Annotated in this window: 18 protein-coding genes; 13 read left to right on the top strand and 5 right to left on the bottom strand. The window is 51.6% G+C overall.

The window, feature by feature from the left end; all coding sequences use genetic code 11:
* The 12 genes from DES37_RS09355 to cysM all read left to right on the top strand — a co-directional run.
* Window positions 1-314: formylglycine-generating enzyme family protein (locus DES37_RS09355; protein ID WP_146211507.1), on the top strand; the 314-nt coding region annotated here is incomplete at its 5' end.
* 245 nt (window positions 315-559) lie between these two features.
* Entirely contained in the window at window positions 560-817 is a 258-nt protein-coding gene (locus tag DES37_RS09360) for a PAAR domain-containing protein (RefSeq protein WP_110025636.1), read from the top strand.
* A 3-nt stretch (window positions 818-820) separates the two neighbouring features.
* Window positions 821-1999, top strand: a complete 1179-nt coding sequence (locus DES37_RS09365) for a hypothetical protein (protein ID WP_110025637.1) — start codon at window positions 821-823, stop codon at window positions 1997-1999.
* 11 nt (window positions 2000-2010) lie between these two features.
* Window positions 2011-5427 (top strand): ImcF-related family protein, encoded by a 3417-nt coding sequence (locus DES37_RS09370; protein WP_110025638.1) that lies wholly within the window; start codon window positions 2011-2013, stop codon window positions 5425-5427.
* 175 nt (window positions 5428-5602) lie between these two features.
* Window positions 5603-7366 carry a type VI secretion system baseplate subunit TssF gene (tssF, locus tag DES37_RS09375; RefSeq protein WP_110025639.1) on the top strand — a complete coding sequence of 588 codons (1764 nt, stop codon included), beginning with the start codon at window positions 5603-5605 and terminating at the stop codon, window positions 7364-7366.
* Window positions 7330-8421, top strand: coding sequence for a type VI secretion system baseplate subunit TssG (gene tssG / locus DES37_RS09380; RefSeq protein WP_211320549.1), 1092 nt, complete (start codon window positions 7330-7332; stop codon window positions 8419-8421). Before tssF ends, tssG begins: the two co-directional genes overlap by 37 nt.
* Window positions 8402-8938 carry a type VI secretion system lipoprotein TssJ gene (gene tssJ, locus DES37_RS09385; RefSeq protein ID WP_110025641.1) on the top strand — a complete coding sequence of 179 codons (537 nt, stop codon included), beginning with the start codon at window positions 8402-8404 and terminating at the stop codon, window positions 8936-8938. Before tssG ends, tssJ begins: the two co-directional genes overlap by 20 nt.
* Before the next feature lie 341 nt (window positions 8939-9279).
* Window positions 9280-10296 carry a sulfate ABC transporter substrate-binding protein gene (locus DES37_RS09390; protein WP_036116245.1) on the top strand — a complete coding sequence of 339 codons (1017 nt, stop codon included), beginning with the start codon at window positions 9280-9282 and terminating at the stop codon, window positions 10294-10296.
* Window positions 10296-11129 (top strand): sulfate/thiosulfate ABC transporter permease CysT, encoded by an 834-nt coding sequence (gene cysT / locus DES37_RS09395; protein WP_036116244.1) that lies wholly within the window; start codon window positions 10296-10298, stop codon window positions 11127-11129. Before DES37_RS09390 ends, cysT begins: the two co-directional genes overlap by 1 nt.
* A complete protein-coding gene (gene cysW, locus DES37_RS09400; RefSeq protein ID WP_036116243.1) occupies window positions 11129-12001 on the top strand; it encodes a sulfate/thiosulfate ABC transporter permease CysW in 873 nt (290 codons plus the stop codon). The genes cysT and cysW overlap by 1 nt, the downstream gene beginning before the upstream one ends.
* Complete coding sequence (gene cysA / locus DES37_RS09405) at window positions 11991-13076, top strand: sulfate/thiosulfate ABC transporter ATP-binding protein CysA (RefSeq protein ID WP_036116241.1); 1086 nt, start codon at window positions 11991-11993, stop codon at window positions 13074-13076. Before cysW ends, cysA begins: the two co-directional genes overlap by 11 nt.
* A 63-nt stretch (window positions 13077-13139) precedes the next feature.
* The gene (gene cysM, locus DES37_RS09410; RefSeq protein ID WP_110025642.1) at window positions 13140-14048 is read left to right on the top strand and encodes a cysteine synthase CysM; all 909 of its coding nucleotides are present in this window, start codon (window positions 13140-13142) and stop codon (window positions 14046-14048) included.
* Window positions 14049-14111: 63 nt separating this feature from the next.
* On the opposite strand, the gene crr is transcribed toward cysM, so the two are convergent.
* The 5 genes from crr to cysZ all read right to left on the bottom strand — a co-directional run bounded on the left by crr (window position 14112) and on the right by cysZ (window position 19043).
* Window positions 14112-14621 carry a PTS glucose transporter subunit IIA gene (gene crr, locus DES37_RS09415; protein ID WP_036116237.1) on the bottom strand — a complete coding sequence of 170 codons (510 nt, stop codon included), beginning with the start codon at window positions 14619-14621 and terminating at the stop codon, window positions 14112-14114.
* 39 nt (window positions 14622-14660) lie between these two features.
* Window positions 14661-16388 (bottom strand): phosphoenolpyruvate-protein phosphotransferase PtsI, encoded by a 1728-nt coding sequence (gene ptsI, locus DES37_RS09420; protein WP_110025643.1) that lies wholly within the window; start codon window positions 16386-16388, stop codon window positions 14661-14663.
* Between the two features lie 52 nt (window positions 16389-16440).
* Window positions 16441-16698, bottom strand: a complete 258-nt coding sequence (gene ptsH, locus DES37_RS09425; protein ID WP_036116227.1) for a phosphocarrier protein Hpr — start codon at window positions 16696-16698, stop codon at window positions 16441-16443.
* 383 nt (window positions 16699-17081) lie between these two features.
* A complete protein-coding gene (gene cysK / locus DES37_RS09430; RefSeq protein WP_036116226.1) occupies window positions 17082-18053 on the bottom strand; it encodes a cysteine synthase A in 972 nt (323 codons plus the stop codon).
* 219 nt (window positions 18054-18272) lie between these two features.
* On the bottom strand, window positions 18273-19043 hold the full coding sequence (gene cysZ / locus DES37_RS09435) for a sulfate transporter CysZ (protein ID WP_110025644.1): 771 nt from the start codon (window positions 19041-19043) through the stop codon (window positions 18273-18275).
* Window positions 19044-19338: 295 nt separating this feature from the next.
* Between cysZ and zipA the strand changes: the two genes are divergently transcribed.
* A complete protein-coding gene (gene zipA, locus DES37_RS09440; RefSeq protein ID WP_211320550.1) occupies window positions 19339-20340 on the top strand; it encodes a cell division protein ZipA in 1002 nt (333 codons plus the stop codon).
* Window positions 20341-20364: the final 24 nt, after the last annotated feature.

Genomic DNA, 20364 nt, shown 5'->3' on the forward strand with positions numbered 1-20364 from the left:
ACCCGCCCAACCCGCTGGGGCTTTACGATATGGCAGGGAATGGCTATGAGTGGATGCAGGACTGGTATGACCCGGACTATTACCAGCACTCCCCGGCAGTTAACCCCCGGGGGCCGGAAAAACCGATCTATAAGCGTTTAGTAGAAATTGATGATACGGAGCCTCAGTATACCAAAGTACTCCGCGGGGCGGGTTTCTCTGGTCCATTTGAAGGGTTAACCATTGTCCGGTCTAATCAAAGTCCGGGAACAAAACTGATAGATGATAAAACCGTTCGTTGTGTGGTCAACAGCCCGAATCCCGTAAAACCGTAACGGAGTCAATAATGAACAAAAGGACTTTTCTGCTGCTATTGGTATGCAATAACTAATTGGTGGCTTTTGTAGGCTATTTATATTGGTGTGCGCTGTGTTTTAAATAAGTGTGGTTGCACGCTTATTATTTTCTGTTTGATATTTTATTTAACCAGGTAGCCAGATGGTATTTGTTTTTCGCTATTTGGCTGGTTTTTTTAACAGTATTGCATCCGAATATTCAACAAAGCTAAGAGGGCTTTATTATGCCTGGTGTTATTCGCATTGGTGACACGACATCCAGTGGTGGGAAGGTTTTGCAAGGCAGTACAGGTGTTATATTTCAGGGGAGGGCTATTTCCTGTAAAGGAGACAAAGTGTTATGCCCTGTACACGGAGAAACCGCTATTGCAGAAGGTGATGAAGGTTCCAAAATTAAAGGAAAACCCATAGCGCTTCATGGGCACCGTTGTGGCTGTGGTTGTACGTTAATTACCTCATTGCCTGTTGCTGGTCGGCGGTAGCTTATGCCTATTGATCTTAATAGCATTCCTGACAAACAAGCCGCACCTGAGCACCCGAAAATATTGCGATGGACGCTGGTTATTATTCTGTTTACCTGCGTGGGTGCGATGTTTTCGCTTTATTTATGGCCTGGCGGTATGGCAACTCACTCAGCATGGTTCTGGTTTTGTACCCTTGTCATACCTTTTACTACCGGTTTTGCCTGTTATGGTATTCGGCTACGAATTTATGAAAATTCGCGTGACAGTATTGCTTATTGGAATAATCTCCACCAGGAGCAATATGACAGACTGGTGAATACGGGGCAACGTTTCGCAGGGTTGGTGGGAAAAGCTTATATTACCCCAATAGCATGTAACAAGCTGGCCTCTGCTCTTGTGAAATTTGGTAGCCAGTTACAGGCACACTACTTTGTGGACCTTCAACGCGTTCAGACGGTTGCCTGCCTGGATAAGCCTTCAAATACAAGTTACAAGTCGAGGCTGTCAGGATACCTGTCTCAGTTACTCCGTATGCTGGAGCCAGATTTGTTAATGATCCCTGGTGGTGATTTTTCTGTGCGTATTCACCATGACGGAGCGCTGGATAATAAAGTGATTGAAGATATTTGGCAGGGTATGTTTCCAGACAAGTATCACACAAACTCGCTTATTGTTGAGACAGAGTGCGATGGTTTAATCTGGCTTGATCCCTGGCTGGATCATGGTGAAGCCTGGGTGACACTCTCTGTTGAAATCAACCTGTTCAGTATGCCTCTGGATTATCAGGCGGAATCTGTATCTGCTCTGTTACTGGCTTCACCTGAATGGCTTGCTCAATATGATATTAAACCTGAAGTAGCAATCCACCGCCCGGTTGTGTCAACGGAAGATATTTCTACCACCAGAGATATGCTGCTTTGGGGGGGGGTGTCTGCAAAAGAGCCCTATGGAATTTGGCGGGTTCAGGTGAACCAGAACACACTCAGCCGGGTTATCAAACAGGTTGAAAGTATGGGGTACTCACCAGGGAAACGTGAGGAATATAGTTTGGATGATTTATTCGGCAACCCCGGAGCAGCAACAGGGAATATTAGCTTAATTTGCGCCAGTGAACATGCTGTTACATCCGCCATGCCCCAGTGGATAATGGCAGAAAATAAAACAATGCATCAGCTAATTGTACGCAAAGTCGATTATTGAAGGAAAATGGCGTGGCAAAGAATAAACGCATTAGCACATGGATTATTATTGCGATAATTTTATTGATAAGTGCCGGGCTGATTTGGCTGAATAATCCATTTTTAAAAATTATTCATCAGGAAAAGAAACTGTTTGTATCACTTATTGTGGTTGTGGTTTGCCTGGTGATTCTGCTGTTTGATGAAATATTTGTACGGCTACTGGAATGGCTGGTTTCCTCTCATTTTATTCAGAAGTATATATTGCTTACAGGCAAAAGACCGCAGGCAGATCTGGGCGAGCAGAAAAACGACAGAAGCTGCGTTAAAGCAAAACAAATCCGTGAGTATCTTCACCACCTCCACGGCCGTTTCTGGCAGCATAAAATCCGTATCCTGCTGGTAACCGGGACGGTTTCTGATGTGGAGCAACTGGCACCGGGCCTCACCCGTGAATTCTGGCTGGAAGATGGCGGTACCCTGCTGTTGTGGGGCGGTGACCCGTCTGAGCCTGCCGACAACACCTGGCTGGCGGCGCTGGGGAAGCTGCGTTACCGCCCGGCAGATGGCCTGGTGTGGGTGACTTCCGCTTTCGACCAGCTTGCCACGATCAACCCGGCGCCCCCGCACCCGCTACCTTCTGGCAGTGACATGAACGCGCTGGTGCATGCCCTGCGTGAACGCATGGCAGTGGCGGGCTGGAAACTGCCGGTGTATGCCTGGTCCCTGCACCCGCGGGCCGGGAAACCGGCGGGCCGCACCGTGCAGGCCACGGGTTGCCTGCTGCCTGCCAGGTGTGATGCGGACACACTGGCGCAGACACTGGCGTCAATGGTGCCGGAACTGGTTTCCCGGGGCGTGCAGCAGGTATGTTGCCGGGAGCCGCACCCCTTTCTGCTGGCGCTGGCCGACCAGCTGACACGCCAGCCTGCCAGTATCACCGGGCCGCTGTCAGCCATGACAGGCCCTCACCGCCCGTTCCCCCTGGCCGGAGTGGTCTTCAGCCAGCCCTTCGCCACAACGCAGCCATCCGGACAACACCGCTGGGTTATGGACAACTGCTGGGAAGTGTTACCGGTACATGTCCGGGCATTACCGCCACCGTTGCGCCCCCGGAAATCAGGGGTACCCTGGCAAAAAGTGTTATCCCCCATGGCATTCGTACTGCTGCTGGCATCAGTGGCATGGATATGTGTGGCGTATACCAGTAACCGCAGCCATATTACCGGTGCCCGTGAACGGGTGGTTGCGGGCGCACAACAAAACCAGCCGCTGGCTGCCCGCCTGCAGGCCCTTGCTGAATTGCAGAAAACACTGGCCCGTTTACAGTACCGGGCTGCACAGGGTGCCCCCTGGTATACACGCGCCGGCCTCAGCCAGAATGAGGCGCTGCTGGCCGCGCTGATGCCCCATTACCAGGCCAGTGCACATGCCCTGTTGCGTGATGCCGCGGCGGACCACCTGCACTCGCAGCTTCAGGCGTTTACCGCGCTGCCGCCAGGCAGCCCACTGCGTGAACAGCAGGCAAAAACCATCTATGACCAGTTAAAACTCTACCTGATGCTGGCACGCCCGCAGCATATGGATGCAGACTGGTTTGCACGCACTTTGTTGCAGGGCTGGCCAGCGCGTGATGGCGTTAACGACACGGTCTGGCAGGGCCTGGCACCGTCACTGTTATCGTTTTATGGCGCACAACTCCCCACTCACCCGGAAGGGGCTTTACCAGAGGATAAACAACGGGTCAGGCAGGTGCGCGCCCTGCTTATTCGCCTGATGGGGCAGCGCAACAGCGAAGCCACCCTGTACCAGAATATGCTGGCGCAGGTGGCGCACCTGTACGCTGATATGCACCTGGAAGACATGACCGGCGATACGGATGTGTCCCGGCTGTTCACGACCGGCGAAACCGTACCGGGCGTGTTCACCCGCCAGGCCTGGGAGCAGGCAGTACAGCCCGCGATTGAGCGTGTGGTGGCAGCACGCCGTGATGAACTCGACTGGGTGCTGACAGACAGCCAGCAGTCCGCGTCGTTGCAGGAGACCATTACGCCTGAAGCGCTGAAACAACAGCTCACGGAGCGCTATTTTGCGGATTTCAGCGGTGCATGGCTGGCATTTCTTAACAGCCTGCGGCTTCAGCGTGCAGCCACGCTTTCAGATACCATTGACCAGTTAACGCTGATGGCGGATGTGCGCCAGTCGCCGCTGGTCGCCCTGATGAACACTCTGAATGTGCAGGGCCGCACCGGGCAGGCCCGGGAAGCCATCTCTGATTCGCTGGTGAAATCGGCGCGAAACCTGCTGGGCAGTGGCAGCCAGGGGGTTATTGACCAGAGCACAGGGGTTACCGGTCCGCTGGACAACACCTTCGGCCCGTTACTGGCGCTGACGGATACCACCCGCACCGGGCAGCAGGAACACAGCCTGCAGGCGTATCTGACCCGGGCAACCCAGGTGCGCCTGCGCCTGCAACAGGTGACCCATGCGGCCGACCCGCAGGCAATGGCGCAGAGCCTTGCGCAGACTGTTTTTCAGGGCAAAACCGTGGACCTCACCCAAACCCGCGACTACGGCAGCCTGCTGGCCGCAGGCCTGGGGCAGGAGTGGCGTGGGTTTGGGGAAACCCTGTTTGTCAGCCCGATGGAGCAGGCCTGGCAGCAGGTACTGGCACCTGCTGCAGACAGCCTCAATGCACAGTGGCAGCAGGCGGTAGTCAGTGAATGGAACCGTGCGTTTGGCGGCCGCTATCCGTTTAACAATACCGGCAGCGATGTGTCATTGCCATTGCTGGCAAAATACCTGAACAGCGATACCGGGCGCATCACTCAGTTTCTGCAAACCCGCCTGCAGGGTGTCCTGAACCGCGAGGGCAACCAGTGGGTGGCGGACAGCACCCATTCACAGGGTCTGGTTTTCAACCCGGCTTTCCTCCGGGCTGTTAATACCCTGAGCCATATCGCCGATGTGGCCTTTACTGAAGGGGAGGCAGGCATGCATTTTGAGCTGCGCCCGGGCACAGCAGGGGGCGTGATGCAAACCGACATGGTTATCGACAACCAGGCGCTGGTGTATATGAACCAGATGCCGGCCTGGAAACGTTTCACCTGGCCTGCGGATACAGAAGCCGCCGGTGCCCGTTTAAGCTGGATGAGCACCACAGCCGGAACCCGCCAGTATGCGGATATCCCCGGGGCCTGGGGCTGGATACGCCTGCTGGATAAAGCAACGGTGAGTGCGTACCCGGGAGTAGGCAGCAGCTACAGCCTGAGCTGGCAGGCTCAGGACGGGCGGGCGCTGAACTACACCCTGCGAACCGAAGCCGGAGAGGGCCCGCTGGCGCTGCTGAAACTGCGTGGCTTCCGGTTGCCGGAGACAATTTTTATTACAGGTGCGGAAACATCGGGGCGGGCTGTAGAGCACGGCAGTGAAACTGCCCTGGAGTTTTGATGAGCAAACATTCCTGGAAATCGGGTGGTGAGAAGAGCCTGGCTGTTCAGGGAACTTAAGGTACGGCTGAAATATTCTAGCGATATTTTTTTAATATATTGAAATTAAATGTTTTTTATTAGGTGTGGTGGCGTTTTTCCTCCACAGTAAATGAACTTTCAGGATTCAGTTTGTTATGGATGATTTAACCCTGCGGTATTACGAAGCCGAAATGCGCTACCTGCGTGAAGCCGCAAAAGAATTTGCACAAGCGCATCCCGACAGAGCTGCCATGCTTGATTTAGATAAAGCAGGTACGCCCGACCCTTATGTTGAACGCCTGTTTGAAGGGTTCGCTTTTTCAATGGGGCGTTTGCGTGAAAAGATTGATGATGACTTACCAGAGCTGACTGAAGGGCTGGTCAGTATGCTCTGGCCCCACTATTTGCGTACCATTCCCTCTCTCGCCATTGTGGCATTCACACCAGATGTGCATACCGTGAAAATGGCTGAGAATGTACCGGCGGGGCTGGCAATTTATTCCCGCCCGGTGGGGCCGAAGAATACAGTCTGCCGCTATCGCACCACCCGGGATATGATGCTCAACCCACTGAGTATATCTGCGGTGACTATGGCAACTGAGGCTGATGGCCGCTCTGTACTACGCATGCGTTTTACCTGCAGCCAGCAGGCAGACTGGTCAAATGCCGATCTCAGCCAGCTAAGCCTTTACCTGGGGGCAGATGCGCCTGTGAGCAGCCATTTGCACCTGATGCTCACAAAACGCCAGGCTGTTATGTATATGCGCCTGTCTGGCCAACAAGAACGTAAAGAACTGGATGGCTATTTTTCGCCAGGTGGTTTTCGCGCAGAAGACAGCCTGCTGCCGAAAACAGATACCGCATTCAGCGGCTACCAGTTACTGCTGGAGTATTTCGCTTTTCGTGACAAGTTTATGTTTGTCCATCTCCATGGCCTTGACTCTCAGCCTCTCCCGGAGGGAACTGAATATATTGATATCGAGGTGGTATTCAGTAGCCTCTGGCCAGCAGATCTGCCCGTCACCCATGAGGCGGTTCGCCTCCATTGTGTACCGGTGGTTAATTTGTTCACACTGGAAGCTGACCCGCTCACTGTCTCCGGGCTGGAGCAAGAATACCTGCTGCGCCCCAAACGCCTGCAGGATGGGCATACAGAGATCTATTCTGTTGACCAGGTAACCGGCTCAAGCCGAACCAACCAGGCAGAGTATGTGCCATTCTCTAGTTTTCGCCATAAAGGCGGCATGATGCGGCGTCACGCCCCACCACGTTATTACCACACTCGTGTGAAACGCAGCGTGACGGGGCTGTATGATACCTGGCTGATCCTTGGCGGGCATCAGTTGCAGGGCGAACAGCGCATAGAGTATGAGACAATATCACTGCAAATCACCGGCACTAACGGCCAGCTACCGCGCCGGGCGCTGCAAAGCACGCTGCTTGAGCGTTGTGAGCAGGTGGTTCAAACACCATTGCCGGTAATCAACCTGTGCAAACCTACACTACCCGTTTATCCCCCTGTTGAAGACCGGTTTCACTGGCGAGTAATGAGCCATCTGGGAACCGGTTTTCTCAATATGATGAATAGCGCAGAGGTGCTGCGTGGCGCTCTGGCGCTCTATAACTGGCAGGAAGATGAATGCAATACTCGCCGCCTGGAGGCTATTCAGCATGTGGCGTATCACCGCCTGCAGCGTTTTGAGCAGGGCTATCTGCTGCGCGGAGTGGATATCGAAGTGACCCTCGACAGCAACGGTTTTACCGGGGAAGGAGACATCCATTTGTTTGGGGAATTACTTAACCGTTTCTTCGCGCTCTATGCCGATATGAATCAGTTTAACCAGCTTACCCTCATTGTTCAGCCAGAAGGAAAGTGCATCCGGTGGAAAGAGAATCACAATCCGCGCCTGCCAGGTTGATAAACAGCCTCGGTGACAGGTTACCTTTAGTTAATTTTTATCGCCTTTGCCAGTTACTGGAACAAAGCCAGCCAGATAACCCGGTGATGGGTAGTACCTGGCAGGTTCGCCAGGAGCCAGTGCGTTTTCGCCCTCACCCGGGAATGGGGTTTCCTGCCTCAGAGATAAAAGCTTATGAACCGGCGGAGCTGCCGCATTTACCTGTAACAGTTCGCATCACTTTTATGGGGTTGTACGGGGTGACTTCTCCGTTGCCAACACACTATGTCAACGACATCGCCCAGCAGCGGGAAGGGTATGAAGTAACCGCTGACTTTCTTGATATATTCAACCACCGGCTGATTACGCAGTACTACCGGATATGGCGTAAATACAGCTATCCGGCCACCTTTGAAGCGGGCGGGAAAGACAAAACATCGCAGTACCTTCTAGGCCTTATTGGGCTGGGAGGTGATGGCTGCATGGCAAGTGCAACTGCGCCGTTATCGCGCTTTTTGGCGCTGTTACCGGTGATGTTGCTGCCGGGAAGAACTGCCGAAGGTATGGCTTCTCTGGTGAACCTGCTGGCACCGGGTACACAGGCAAAGATTTGGCACCATGACAAAAAACGTGTGCGTCTCAGTTCGCCTCTGGCCCTGAGTACCCGCCACCCCGTTACACTGGTAAACCGCCCGGTGATGGGAAACTATGCCACGGATGTGAACAGCCAGGTGCTGATGCAGCTCAGCACGTCGGGTTTTGATGAAGTGCAGGGCTGGCTTCCGGGCGGTGAGCTTTACGCGGATTTAATGGCGTTGCTGCACGTTTATTTAGGCTCACGCCTTGATGTGCGGTTGCAACTGTGTGTGAACAGTAATCTTCTTCCACAGGCGGTGATGAGCTGTAAACCCACCCCCGGGGCAGGGCAACTCGGACGTACTGCTGTGATGCGCTTTCGTAACCCGCTACCAGGGCAACAGCCAAAAAAAATGACCATCAATCTGGGGCGTTATGCGGGCCTTCAGGAGAATATGCAGCGTAAGGAGAGCGGCGAATATGGCGGTTATCGTGAGTAAGATTCCCCAGTTTGTACTGGTAGCCGGTATGTCGATATTACTGGCCGGTTGTGGTGTGACACAGAAAGTGGCCGAGAGCTCGGCCGCTGTGACCAAATCTGTTTTTTATAAGCAGGTTAAAACTCTGCACCTTGATCTTCGTGCCCGTGAAGCAGTGAACACTAATGACAGTGGCGTGGCATTGTCCACTGTGGTGCGCGTCTACCAACTTAAGGACCGCAAAGCGTTTGACCGCACAGACTATGCGTTATTGTTCACCGGTGGCGCTCAGGTACTTAAAGCTGATTTGTTGGCAGAGAAGGAAGTGCGCCTGCAACCGGGAAGCACCCTAATGGTTGATATGCCAATGAATGAAAGCACCCGGTATGTGGCTGTCGCCGGGATGTTTATCTCGCCCGATCAGGGGAATAATACCTGGCGAGTTGTGCTAAGCCGTGATGAACTCCATCCTGATAAACCCCGGGTTATTGAAGCAGGTAATAACCAGTTGGTCCTGAAGGGCCTGTGCGGTGAGTGATAAGTAGCGTCAGTGTGGAATAAATGAGTCCCGGGCTGTTTGGCTTGTGGCCCGGGAATGTGTATTGCCTGGTGCTATAAATCGCTGCCAAAGGAGCCTGGTACCCGGCGGCAGGCGTATTCTAACGGTTTGAAATTATTACGATGATGTGTAAATAAACAGGTTAAAACTAACCTTTTCCCCATTTTGATGAAGACTGCAACTATGCTGTTTTCTCCCGCCTTGTCTTATTCCCTTTTGCGCTTGAAAATCACGAAACGGTATATAAAACCGTTATAACTTTTGACTCGCTTCTCAATACACTGGAGTTCTATTTCATAAGGTCTGAGTGAAGGTGCAAAATGGCGGGTAAGTCAGTAAAACGTGTCTTGAGTGCAATGGCGCTGTCTCTGGTCCTGGCGGGCAGTGCGCATGCGACGGAGCTGCTGAACAGCTCCTATGATGTCGCGCGCGAGTTGTTCGCGTCATTGAACCCGCCATTTGAGAAACAATGGGCTCAGGATAACAACGGCGACAAACTGACTATCAAGCAATCCCATGCCGGTTCATCACGCCAGGCGCTGGCTATTTTGCAAGGCCTGAAAGCCGACGTTGTCACCTACAACCAGGTAACCGATGTTCAGATCCTGCATGACAAAGGCAATCTGATCCCGGCAGACTGGCAAAGCCGCCTGCCAAACCACAGCTCACCGTTTTACTCCACCATGGCCTTCCTGGTGCGTAAAGGTAACCCGAAAAACATTCACAACTGGAGCGACCTGGCCCGTAGTGATGTAAAACTGGTGTTCCCGAACCCGAAAACCTCAGGCAATGGCCGTTACACCTATCTTGCCGCCTGGGGCGCAGCCGACCAGGCTGACGGTGGCGATGAAGCCAAAACCAAAGCTTTCATGACCCAGTTTCTGAAAAACGTCCAGGTATTTGATACCGGAGGCCGTGGGGCGACCACTTCATTTGCTGAACGTGGCCTTGGCGACGTGCTGATTAGCTTTGAATCTGAAGTGAACAATATCCGTAAACAGTACCCGAACGAGCAGTTCGAAGTTGTGGTACCCAAAGTGGATATTCTTGCTGAATTCCCGGTGACCTGGGTTGATCGTAACGTGAAAGCCAATGGCACCGAAAAAGCCGCCAAAGCGTACCTGAATTACCTCTATAGCCCACAAGCACAGGAAATTATTACCAGCTATTACTACCGGGTAAATAACCCTGAGCTAATGGGCAAAATGAAAGACAAATTCCCGGAAACCAAACTGTTTCGCGTAGAAGACAAATTTGGTTCGTGGAAAGACGCCATGAGCAAGCATTTTGCCAGTGGCGGTGAACTGGATCAGTTGTTAGCAGCAGGGCGTAGCTAATGTTTGCCATCTCTTCCCGGCGTGTTTTGCCGGGTTTTACACTCAGTATGGGCACCAGCCTGCTTTTTATCTGCCTGGTGTTGTTATTACCGCTGAGTGCACTTGTGATGCAGTTAAGCCAGATGACACTGGCGCAGTACTGGCAGGTTATTTCAAACCCGCAGATGGTTGCCGCATATAAAGTGACAGTGCTGTCTGCTGGTGTGGCCGCCCTGTTTAACGGTGTGTTTGGCTTGTTGATGGCCTGGGTGTTAACCCGCTACCAGTTTCCCGGGCGCAGCCTGCTGGATGCCTTAATGGATTTACCTTTTGCATTACCCACGGCGGTTGCGGGGTTAACGCTGGCATCGTTGTTTTCGGTCAATGGTCTTTATGGCGAATGGCTGGGCCATTTTGGCATCAAAGTTACCTATACCTGGTTGGGTATTGCGGTTGCCATGGCTTTTACCAGTATTCCTTTTGTAGTGCGAACTGTGCAGCCAGTGCTGGAAGAGTTAGGGCCGGAATATGAAGAAGCGGCAGAAACCCTGGGTGCCACCCGCTGGCAGACTTTCCGCCGCGTAGTGATGCCTGAATTATCACCGGCGTTAATTGCGGGTATCGCATTATCATTCACTCGCAGTCTGGGTGAATTTGGCGCAGTCATTTTTATTGCTGGCAACATTGCCTGGAAAACAGAAGTGACATCATTAATGATTTTTGTGCGCTTACAAGAGTTCGATTACCCGGCAGCCAGTGCAATTGCCTCAGTTATTCTGGCGGCATCACTGATTTTGCTGTTTGGGATTAATACGTTACAGAGTCGCTTTGGTCGGCGTGTGGTAGGGCATTAATGGCAAATATTTCACAATTGCGCCCCCGGCGTGAACCCATCAACTGGGGTAAATGGTCGCTGATTGGCCTGGGTGTGGTGATCTCAGCCTTTATTCTTGTTGTGCCAATGGCATCGATTTTCGCCATCGCCTTTTCTAAAGGCATTATGCCGGTGCTGCAAAACCTGGTTGACCCTGATATGCGTACTGCTATCTGGTTAACGTTGCTGATTGCTGTTATCACAGTTCCGGTCAATCTGGTGTTCGGTACATTGCTTGCCTGGCTGGTCACCCGTTTTACCTTCCCTGGCCGCCAGTTAATGCTGACACTGCTGGATATCCCCTTTGCGGTATCACCAGTCGTTGCGGGCCTGGTTTACTTGCTGTTCTACGGCGCTAACGGTATTGCAGGCAGCTGGCTTGAGGCACATAACCTGCAACTGATGTTCGCCTGGCCGGGTATGATTATGGTGACCGTGTTTGTTACCTGCCCGTTCGTGGTGCGTGAGCTGGTGCCCGTGATGATGAGCCAGGGCAGCCAGGAAGATGAAGCCGCAATTCTGTTAGGTGCATCCGGCTGGCAAATGTTCCGCCGGGTAACATTGCCAAACATCCGCTGGGCCTTGCTGTACGGCGTGGTATTGACCAATGCGCGTGCGATTGGCGAGTTTGGCGCGGTATCGGTGGTTTCCGGGTCTATTCGTGGTGAAACGCTGTCTTTGCCACTGCAAATAGAGATGCTGGAACAGGATTACAATACGGTGGGGGCATTTACTGCCGCCGCATTACTGACATTAATTGCAATTTTGACTCTGTTTTTGAAAAGTGCAGTGCAGTGGCGCCTGAACAGCCAGGAAAAACACCTGCAACAGGAAGGTAATAGTGAGCATTGAGATAAACAACATCAAAAAATCTTTTGGCCGGACTCAGGTGCTGAATGATATCTCGCTGGATATTCCCGGCGGGCAAATGGTGGCGCTGCTTGGCCCTTCTGGTTCCGGGAAAACCACACTGTTGCGGATAATTGCAGGCCTTGAACACCAGTCCAGTGGTCGTATCAGCTTTCATGGTAATGATGTCAGTAAGCTGCATGCGCGTGACCGGCGGGTTGGTTTTGTGTTCCAGCACTATGCGCTGTTTCGCCATATGACCGTGTTCGACAACATCGCTTTCGGCTTATCGGTGTTGCCACGCCGTGAGCGCCCGTCTGCAGCGGTTATCAAACAGAAAGTGGCTAATTTACTGGAAATGGTCCAGCTTTCTCACCTGGCTGACCGTTTCCCTGCTCAGCTTTCCGGTGGGCAAAAACAACGTGTTGCTCTGGCTCGCGCACTGGCGGTAGAGCCACAAATTCTGCTGCTCGATGAACCTTTCGGTGCACTGGATGCCCAGGTGCGTATGGAATTGCGCCGCTGGTTGCGTCAGTTACATGAAGAGCTGCAATTTACCAGTGTCTTTGTTACTCACGACCAGGAAGAAGCGATGGAAATTGCAGACCGGGTTGTCGTGATGAGCCAGGGGAATATTGAACAAGCTGACGCACCTCAGCAAGTCTGGCGTGAACCTGCAACTCGCTTTGTTCTTGAGTTCCTTGGCGAAGTGAATCGGTTAAAAGGATCTGTGCAGGGTAGCCAGTTCCACGTTGGCGCTCACCGCTGGCCTCTCGGTTTTACCCCAGGTTACCAGGGCCCGGTAGACTTGTTCCTGCGCCCCTGGGAAGTGGATGTAAGCCGCCGAACCAGCCTGGATTCTCCGTTACCTGTTCAGGTACTGGAAGTCAGTCCGAAAGGGCACTATATGCAGCTGGTTGTGCAGCCGGTTGGCTGGTACACAGACCCTCTGACCGTTGTCATGCGTGATGACGTGGTGCCGCAACGCGGTGAACGCTTATTCGTGGGCCTGCAACATGCGCGCATCTATCACGGCGATTTGCGCATTGAGAGCCTTGCTCTGGCGCAGTCAGCCTGATAATTTTATAAGCATACCTTTAAGCGGCCGCAAGGCCGTTTTTTTATTGGGAAAAATCGCGCAATGATACTTGAACAGACCATTGGCCATACGCCGTTGGTGCGTTTGCAGCACACCGGGCTGAATAACGGCAGTGAAATTTGGGTAAAACTGGAAGGCAATAACCCGGCTGGCTCAGTAAAAGACCGTGCCGCGTTATTTATGATCACTCAGGCTGAAAAACGCGGTGATATCGCACCTGGCGATACACTAATTGAAGCAACCAGTGGCAATACGGGTATTGCACTGGCGATGATTGCAGCCATGAAAGGCTACAAAATGAAGCTGCTGATGCCGGCCAATATGAGCCAGGAACGCAAAGCAGCTATGCAGGCCTATGGCGCAGAGCTGATTCTGGTGAGCCGGGAGCAGGGCATGGAAGGTGCGCGGGAGCTGGCTCAGAACATGGCAGACAATGGCGAGGGTAAGATTCTCGACCAGTTTAATAACCCGGATAACCCGCTGGCACATTTCACCACTACCGGGCCGGAGATCTGGCAACAGACAGAAGGGAAAATTACCCACTTTGTTTCCAGCATGGGTACCACCGGTACTATTACAGGCACGGCCCGTTATTTAAAAAGCCAGTCTGGTACTGTGCGTATTGTTGGCCTGCAACCGGAAGAAGGGAGCAGCATTCCCGGTATTCGCCGCTGGCCAGCAGAGTGGATGCCAGGTATTTTTGATGCGTCTTTGGTTGACCAGGTGCTGGATATAAACCAGATTGACGCGGAAAACACCATGCGCAAACTTGCTGCAACAGAAGGGCTGTTCTGTGGGGTAAGTTCTGGCGGGGCGGTGACAGGGGCATTGCGGGTTGCCAGTGAGAACCCAAATGCGCTGGTGGTGGCTATTATTTGTGACCGCGGTGACCGTTATCTGTCCACCGGTGTGTTTAGTGAAGAGCACTACACACAAGGTGCCGGGATTTGAGTTTCCCCTTTGGGCATAAAAAAACGGCACCCATGAGGTGCCGTTTTTACAGAACAGGCCTGGTTATTTTTTGATGCGGATAACCGGGGTTTCGCCCACAGTTACAGAACCAGTCAGTTTCACCAACTCTTTGATTTCATCCATATTAGAGATGACAACCGGAGTCAGTGTAGATTTCGCTTTTTCTTCCAACAGCGGCAGATCGAATTCGATGACAGTGTCACCGGCTTTCACGCGCTGACCTTCTTCAGCAATACGTTTGAAACCTTCGCCTTTCAGTTCGACAGTATCGATACCGAAGTGGACAAACAGTTCGATGCCAGAGTCAGATTCAATAGAGAAGGCATGGTTAGTTTCAAAAATTTTGCCGATAGTGCCGTCAACCGGAGCAACCATTTTGTTACCATTCGGTTTGATAGCAATACCATCACCCACAATTTTTTCAGCAAACACCACATCCGGTACATCTTCGATGTTAACGATTTCACCAGACAGCGGAGCAATAATCTCAATAGTTCCGGTATCTTTTTTATCATCGGAAACCAGAGATTTCAGTTTATCAAACAAACCCATGATCTTCTCCTAAGCAGTAATTGGGCCGCATCTCGTGGATTAGCAGATAGTTTTTTCTTCAATGAACTTGTTAACCAGCTTCATTAACTCGTCCGTAGTCGGTTGAGCAAGAGCCTGCTCTGCTAAAACCTTGGCATCTTCGAAGTTCGTGTTACGAATAATCTTCTTGATGCGCGGGATAGAAATGGAACTCATACTGAATTCGTCGAGGCCCATCCCCAGCAACAGAAGTGTAGCACGTTCATCGCCAGCAAGCTCGCCACACATACCTGTCCACTTACCTTCTGCATGAGATGCATCAATAACTTGCTTGATCAGGTTCAGTACAGACGGTGACATCGGCTGGTAAAGATGTGAAATCATATCATTACCACGGTCAACCGCCAGAGTATACTGCGTTAAATCGTTGGTACCGATACTAAAGAAATCGACTTCTTTCGCCAGATGGCGGGCAATGGTTGCCGCAGCAGGTGTTTCCACCATTACGCCGATTTCAATATTTTCATTAAATGCTTTGTCTTCAGCACGCAGCTCGTCTTTGTAAGACTCCAGAGCGGCACGCAGTTCGCGCACTTCCTCAACGGAAATAATCATTGGGAACATGATGCGCAGTTTGCCGAAAGCAGAAGCACGCAGAATGGCACGCAACTGGTCATGCAGAATTTCGCGACGATCCAGAGCGATACGTACTGCACGCCACCCAAGGAACGGGTTCTCTTCTTTCGGGAAGTTCATGTAAGGCAGCTCTTTATCGCCACCGATGTCCATGGTACGGACAATGACAGCCTGGTCGCCACATGCCAGAGCAACGGCTTTATAGGCTTCAAATTGTTCGTCTTCAGTGGGCAGTGCGTCACGGTCCATGAACAGGAATTCAGTACGGTACAGGCCAACACCTTCCGCGCCATTGCGTTCAGCGCCAGCGACATCACGCACAGTACCGATGTTGGCACAGACTTCTACCTGGTGGCCATCAAGAGTGATAGCAGGCAGGTCTTTCAGTTTTGCCAGCTCAGCTTTTTCTTCAGCAACCTGAGCCTGAGCTGCGCGCAACGCTTCGATCTCTTCGTTGTCCGGGTTAACGTAAACTTTGTTGTTTACTGCATCCAGAACCAGATAATCGCCATTTTTAACCTGAGTGGTTACATCGCCAGTACCCACAATGGCAGGCAGTTCCAGAGAACGCGCCATGATAGAAGTATGGGAAGTACGGCCACCTAAATCGGTAATAAAACCGAGGACTTTCTTCAGGTTTAACTGTGCAGTTTCTGACGGAGTCAGATCAGTGGCAACCAGGATAACTTCGTCCTGAATTGAACTTAAATCGATGATAGCCAGGCCCAGAATGTTGCGCAGTAAACGCTTACCGATATCACGAACGTCTGCAGCACGTTCTTTGAGGTATTCGTCGTCCAGCTCTTCCAGGGCGGTAGCCTGACCTTCGATAATTTCGTTAGCTGCTGCATCAGCAGTAACCAGTTTATCTTTAATCAGGGCTATGATTTCCTGCTCCAGCTCCTCATCTTCCAGCAACATAATGTGGCCTTCGAAGATGGCTTCTTTTTCTTCACCAAACGTTTCGCCAGCCTTGATTTTGATGGCTTCTAACTGTGCCGCAGCTTGTGCGCGGCCATTCAGAAAGCGCTCAACTTCCTGGTCGACTTTGTCGGCAGAAATCTTTTTCCGGTCGATGACAATCTCATCTTCTTTCAGAAGCAGCGCTTTACCAAAAGCAATACCCGGGGATGCTAAAATGCCTGAAATCATAACCCTACCTTACTTGTGACTGATATAGAGAATTCGCTCGAATAACAAAAACTTATTCGAGTTCCGCCATCAGTTTAACCAGATGTTCAACTGCTTTTTGTTCGTCGTCGCCTTCAGCAGAGATGGTAACAACGGTGCCCTGAGTCAGACCCAGAGTTTGCAGCTTGAACAGGCTTTTAGCGCTGGCGCTTTTGCCATTGGAAGTCACAGTGATTTCGGCGTTAAAGCTTTTTGCTTCTTTAACAAACTGGGCGGCAGGGCGGGTGTGAAGACCGTTCGGAGCGGTAATAGTAACTTCTTGCTGGAACATTGTTTTTCCCCAACTTATAGGTTTAGTGTCTGGATCTAAAGTAGAGCCGTGTGGCATAACTTTAGCTTGTATCTGTCGCTTGCGCGTAGACAAACCGTGTCAAAAGCAGAAAAGCGCTAAATAGCGCTGGCTGGCTGCCCTGCACATCGCTCGTCTGAAACATTATGTATTATGCCGCTAATGTGTAACCTGTAACAAATCAGTAAATCGATTCAGCAAGCCAGATCACGCATTAGCGATTAATTTCGAGCTTCGAAATAAAGTTGCAGGTTAAATACCAGACCCGGGCAAATGAAGCAATGCCGGGTAGCGTAAAAATTTGAACTGTGCCACAAAAAAGCACCCAGCCGGGTGCTTTTTTGTTCATTTTGCCTGGACTGGCATCACTGTTGCAATTCTTTCTCTGTGAACAAGTCTGCAAACAATGCTGTGCTGAGATAACGCTCGCCGGATGAAGGAAGAATAACAACAATATTCTTGTTGATAAAGGCTTCATCTTCCTGAAGCTTCAACGCAGCCGCAACAGCCGCACCAGAAGAGATACCTGCAAGGATACCTTCTTCTTCCATCAGACGGCGTGCGGTGGAGATAGCTTCGTCGTTAGTGATGGTTACCACTTTATCGACCAATTTCAGGTCGAGATTGCCCGGAATAAAGCCGGCACCAATACCCTGGATTTTATGCGGGCCAGGTTTGATTTCATCGCCAGCCAGCGCCTGGGTGATAACCGGAGAATCAGTTGGCTCTACCGCCACGCTGATAAGGTCTTTCTTGCCTTTGGTGTTTTTGATGTAACGCGTTACACCGGTCAGTGTACCGCCGGTGCCCACACCTGCGATAAACACATCAACCTGGCCGTCGGTATCTTCCCAGATTTCCGGCCCTGTCGTTTTTTCATGAATCTCCGGGTTTGCCGGGTTACTGAACTGCTGCAAAAGCAGGTATTTTTCTGGGTTGCTGGCAACAATTTCTTCTGCTTTCTGAATGGCGCCTTTCATCCCTTTAGGGCCTTCGGTCAGCACCAGGTTTGCGCCCAGCGCTTTGAGCAGCTTACGGCGTTCAATACTCATGCTTTCAGGCATAGTCAGCGTTAACTTGTAACCACGGGCGGCTGCAACGTAAGCCAGAGCAATACCGGTGTTACCGCTGGTAGGCTCAACCAGTTCAACGCCGGGTTTCAGTACACCGCGTTTTTCGGCATCCCAAATCATATTGGCACCGATACGGCATTTCACGCTAAAGCTCGGGTTGCGGGATTCGACTTTAGCCAGAATTTTACCGTTACCGATGCGGTTGAGGCGAACTAACGGCGTATGACCAATCGTCAGTGAGTTGTCTTCATAAATCTTACTCATAGCCAGTCCTTAACTGTATGAAATTTGGGAACCGTCCCAGCATACCTTCTCAGCATCACGGGTGAAGGACGGATTTCGCATATCTATATTCAGATGAGAAATAATAACCAGCAGGATGGAATAAAGGATGGCATAAGTTGCCCTGAGTGCAAACGTGCCGCGCAGGGATTATTGCCGGGCTGAAACTGGCCCACACCATAGTGGGCCACGAAAACCGTTTTATTGCGCTGAAGGCCAGCGGCCATGCTTAGTGCGATACTGATCAACCCACATTGCCGTAGCACCACATACTGCAACCGGCATAATAACCAGGTTAAGCACCGGCACCAGAGTGCACAGGCTGACCAAACCACCAAATTGCATATTCATGACTTTCCGCTTGCGCAGAGCTACTCGCATCTCTTTAAAAGGTACTTTGTGGTTATCAAAAGGGTAGTCACAGTACTGGATTGAAAGCATCCAGGCACTAAACAAAAACCACAATACGGGGGCGACAGTTTGGCCTATTCCCGGAACCAGGTAGAGCAATAACAGGACAATTGCCCGGGGTAAATACCAGGCCAGCTTTTGCCATTCGCGCTTCATGATGCGCGGGACATCTTTGGCGATATCTAACAAGCCTGCATCAGGTGGAGTATTGCCAGTCAGGCGGGCTTCCAGTTGTTCAGCCAGCAATCCATTAAAAGGTGCGGCTATCCAGTTGGCTATAGTTGAAAAAAAGTAGCCAAAAATAAGCAAAATAGAGATGACAGCCAGCGGCCAGAGTAAATAGCTCAGCCATTGTAACCAGTTGGGAACATGGCTCAGAAGGGCAGGTATCCACTGGTCAAGCCGGGTAAACAGCCAACCAAATGCGGCGCCCATCAACACTATATTTACCAGTAAAGGCATAAAAACGAACCGGCGAATGCCTGGTGCAGTGATGAGTTTCCATCCTTGCGAGAAGTAAAAAATGCCGCTACGTGAAGCCGCAGGGGATGATGAAACCATATTGTTCAGTACTCCTTGAGTCATCCGGATTATATCGCCCGTGTATCATAACCCTGAAACCGGCTCAGACTTCAAGCCGTCGAATTCCTAAGGTGATATGGACTAAGCTGAAAAATTTGCGTGCAGGGTAGCAGGATGAATCTGAGAATGGTCGAAAAAACAGCAAAGAACACGTTTTATTTCATCTTTCTGTCTGGAAAAACACGCCTGCACTTGCACTTGTTGTGATGGACAAATACTCTTAGTGAGTAAATGTTTGCCGCTGTGGCAAGGTGTTAGAACAACCGAGAATATAATGATGCAGGATTTGCGTCTGATATTAATCATTGTTGGTGCGATTGCGATTATTGCGTTACTGGTCCATGGGTTGTGGACCAGCCGTAAAGAGCGCTCTTCCGTGTTCCGCGATCGCCCTTTAAAACGGATGAAGTCGTTGCATGACGACGAAGACAGTGAAAATTACGACGACGAGGAAGAAGAAGGTGTCGGCGAGGTTCGTGTTCACCGGGTAACCCCTGAGCACCACAATGAGCCTGTAGCACCACCCACTCCTCAGCATAACTATCAGCCGCCTTATGAGTCGGCACAACCTCGTCGCCAGCCTCCAGCGCAGCAGCCACCTGCGCCTCAGGCAGAGAAAGAACCTGAAATACGCGAGCCAGTCGCGCGTCACGCTCAGCCTGTCACTCATGCTCAGCCAGCGCCGGAGCCCGTGCGCCATCCGCAACCACAGAAACACGTTGATGTGGAAGTGTCGCATTACCGTGAGCCGGCGCCAGTTCATCGTGAACCGGAACAGGCACCTCAGGCAGAACCAGCTCCGCAGCCGGTACAGCAGCAACACTCTGCACCACAGCCTGAAGCTAAATCGCAAACGAAAGAAGCTGTCATTATTATGAACGTGTCTTCCCATACCGGGGGGCAGTTTAATGGTGAGGCATTGCTGAACAGTATTCAGCAGGCGGGCTTCCAGTTTGGCGAAATGAATATTTTCCACCGGCACCTCAGCCCGGATGGTAGTGGCCCTGTTCTGTTCAGCCTGGCAAACATGGTAAAACCCGGCTCATTCAGCCTTGATGAAATGTCCTCGTTCATGACTCCGGGCGTGACTATTTTTATGCAGGTTCCTTCTTACGGCGATGCCTCGCAAAACTTCAAGCTGATGCTTCAGTCTGCGCAACACATTGCAGATGAAATGGGCGGAGTAGTGATGGATGACCAACGCCGGATGATGACGCCACAGAAACTGCGCGAGTATCAGGACCTGATTCGCGAAGTTAAAGAGGCCAACGCGTAACCTTTTCGCTTTTCTTAACAAGGC

This window comes from Mangrovibacter plantisponsor (assembly GCF_003182475.1).
GTDB classification, from domain to species: Bacteria; Pseudomonadota; Gammaproteobacteria; order Enterobacterales; family Enterobacteriaceae; genus Mangrovibacter; species Mangrovibacter plantisponsor.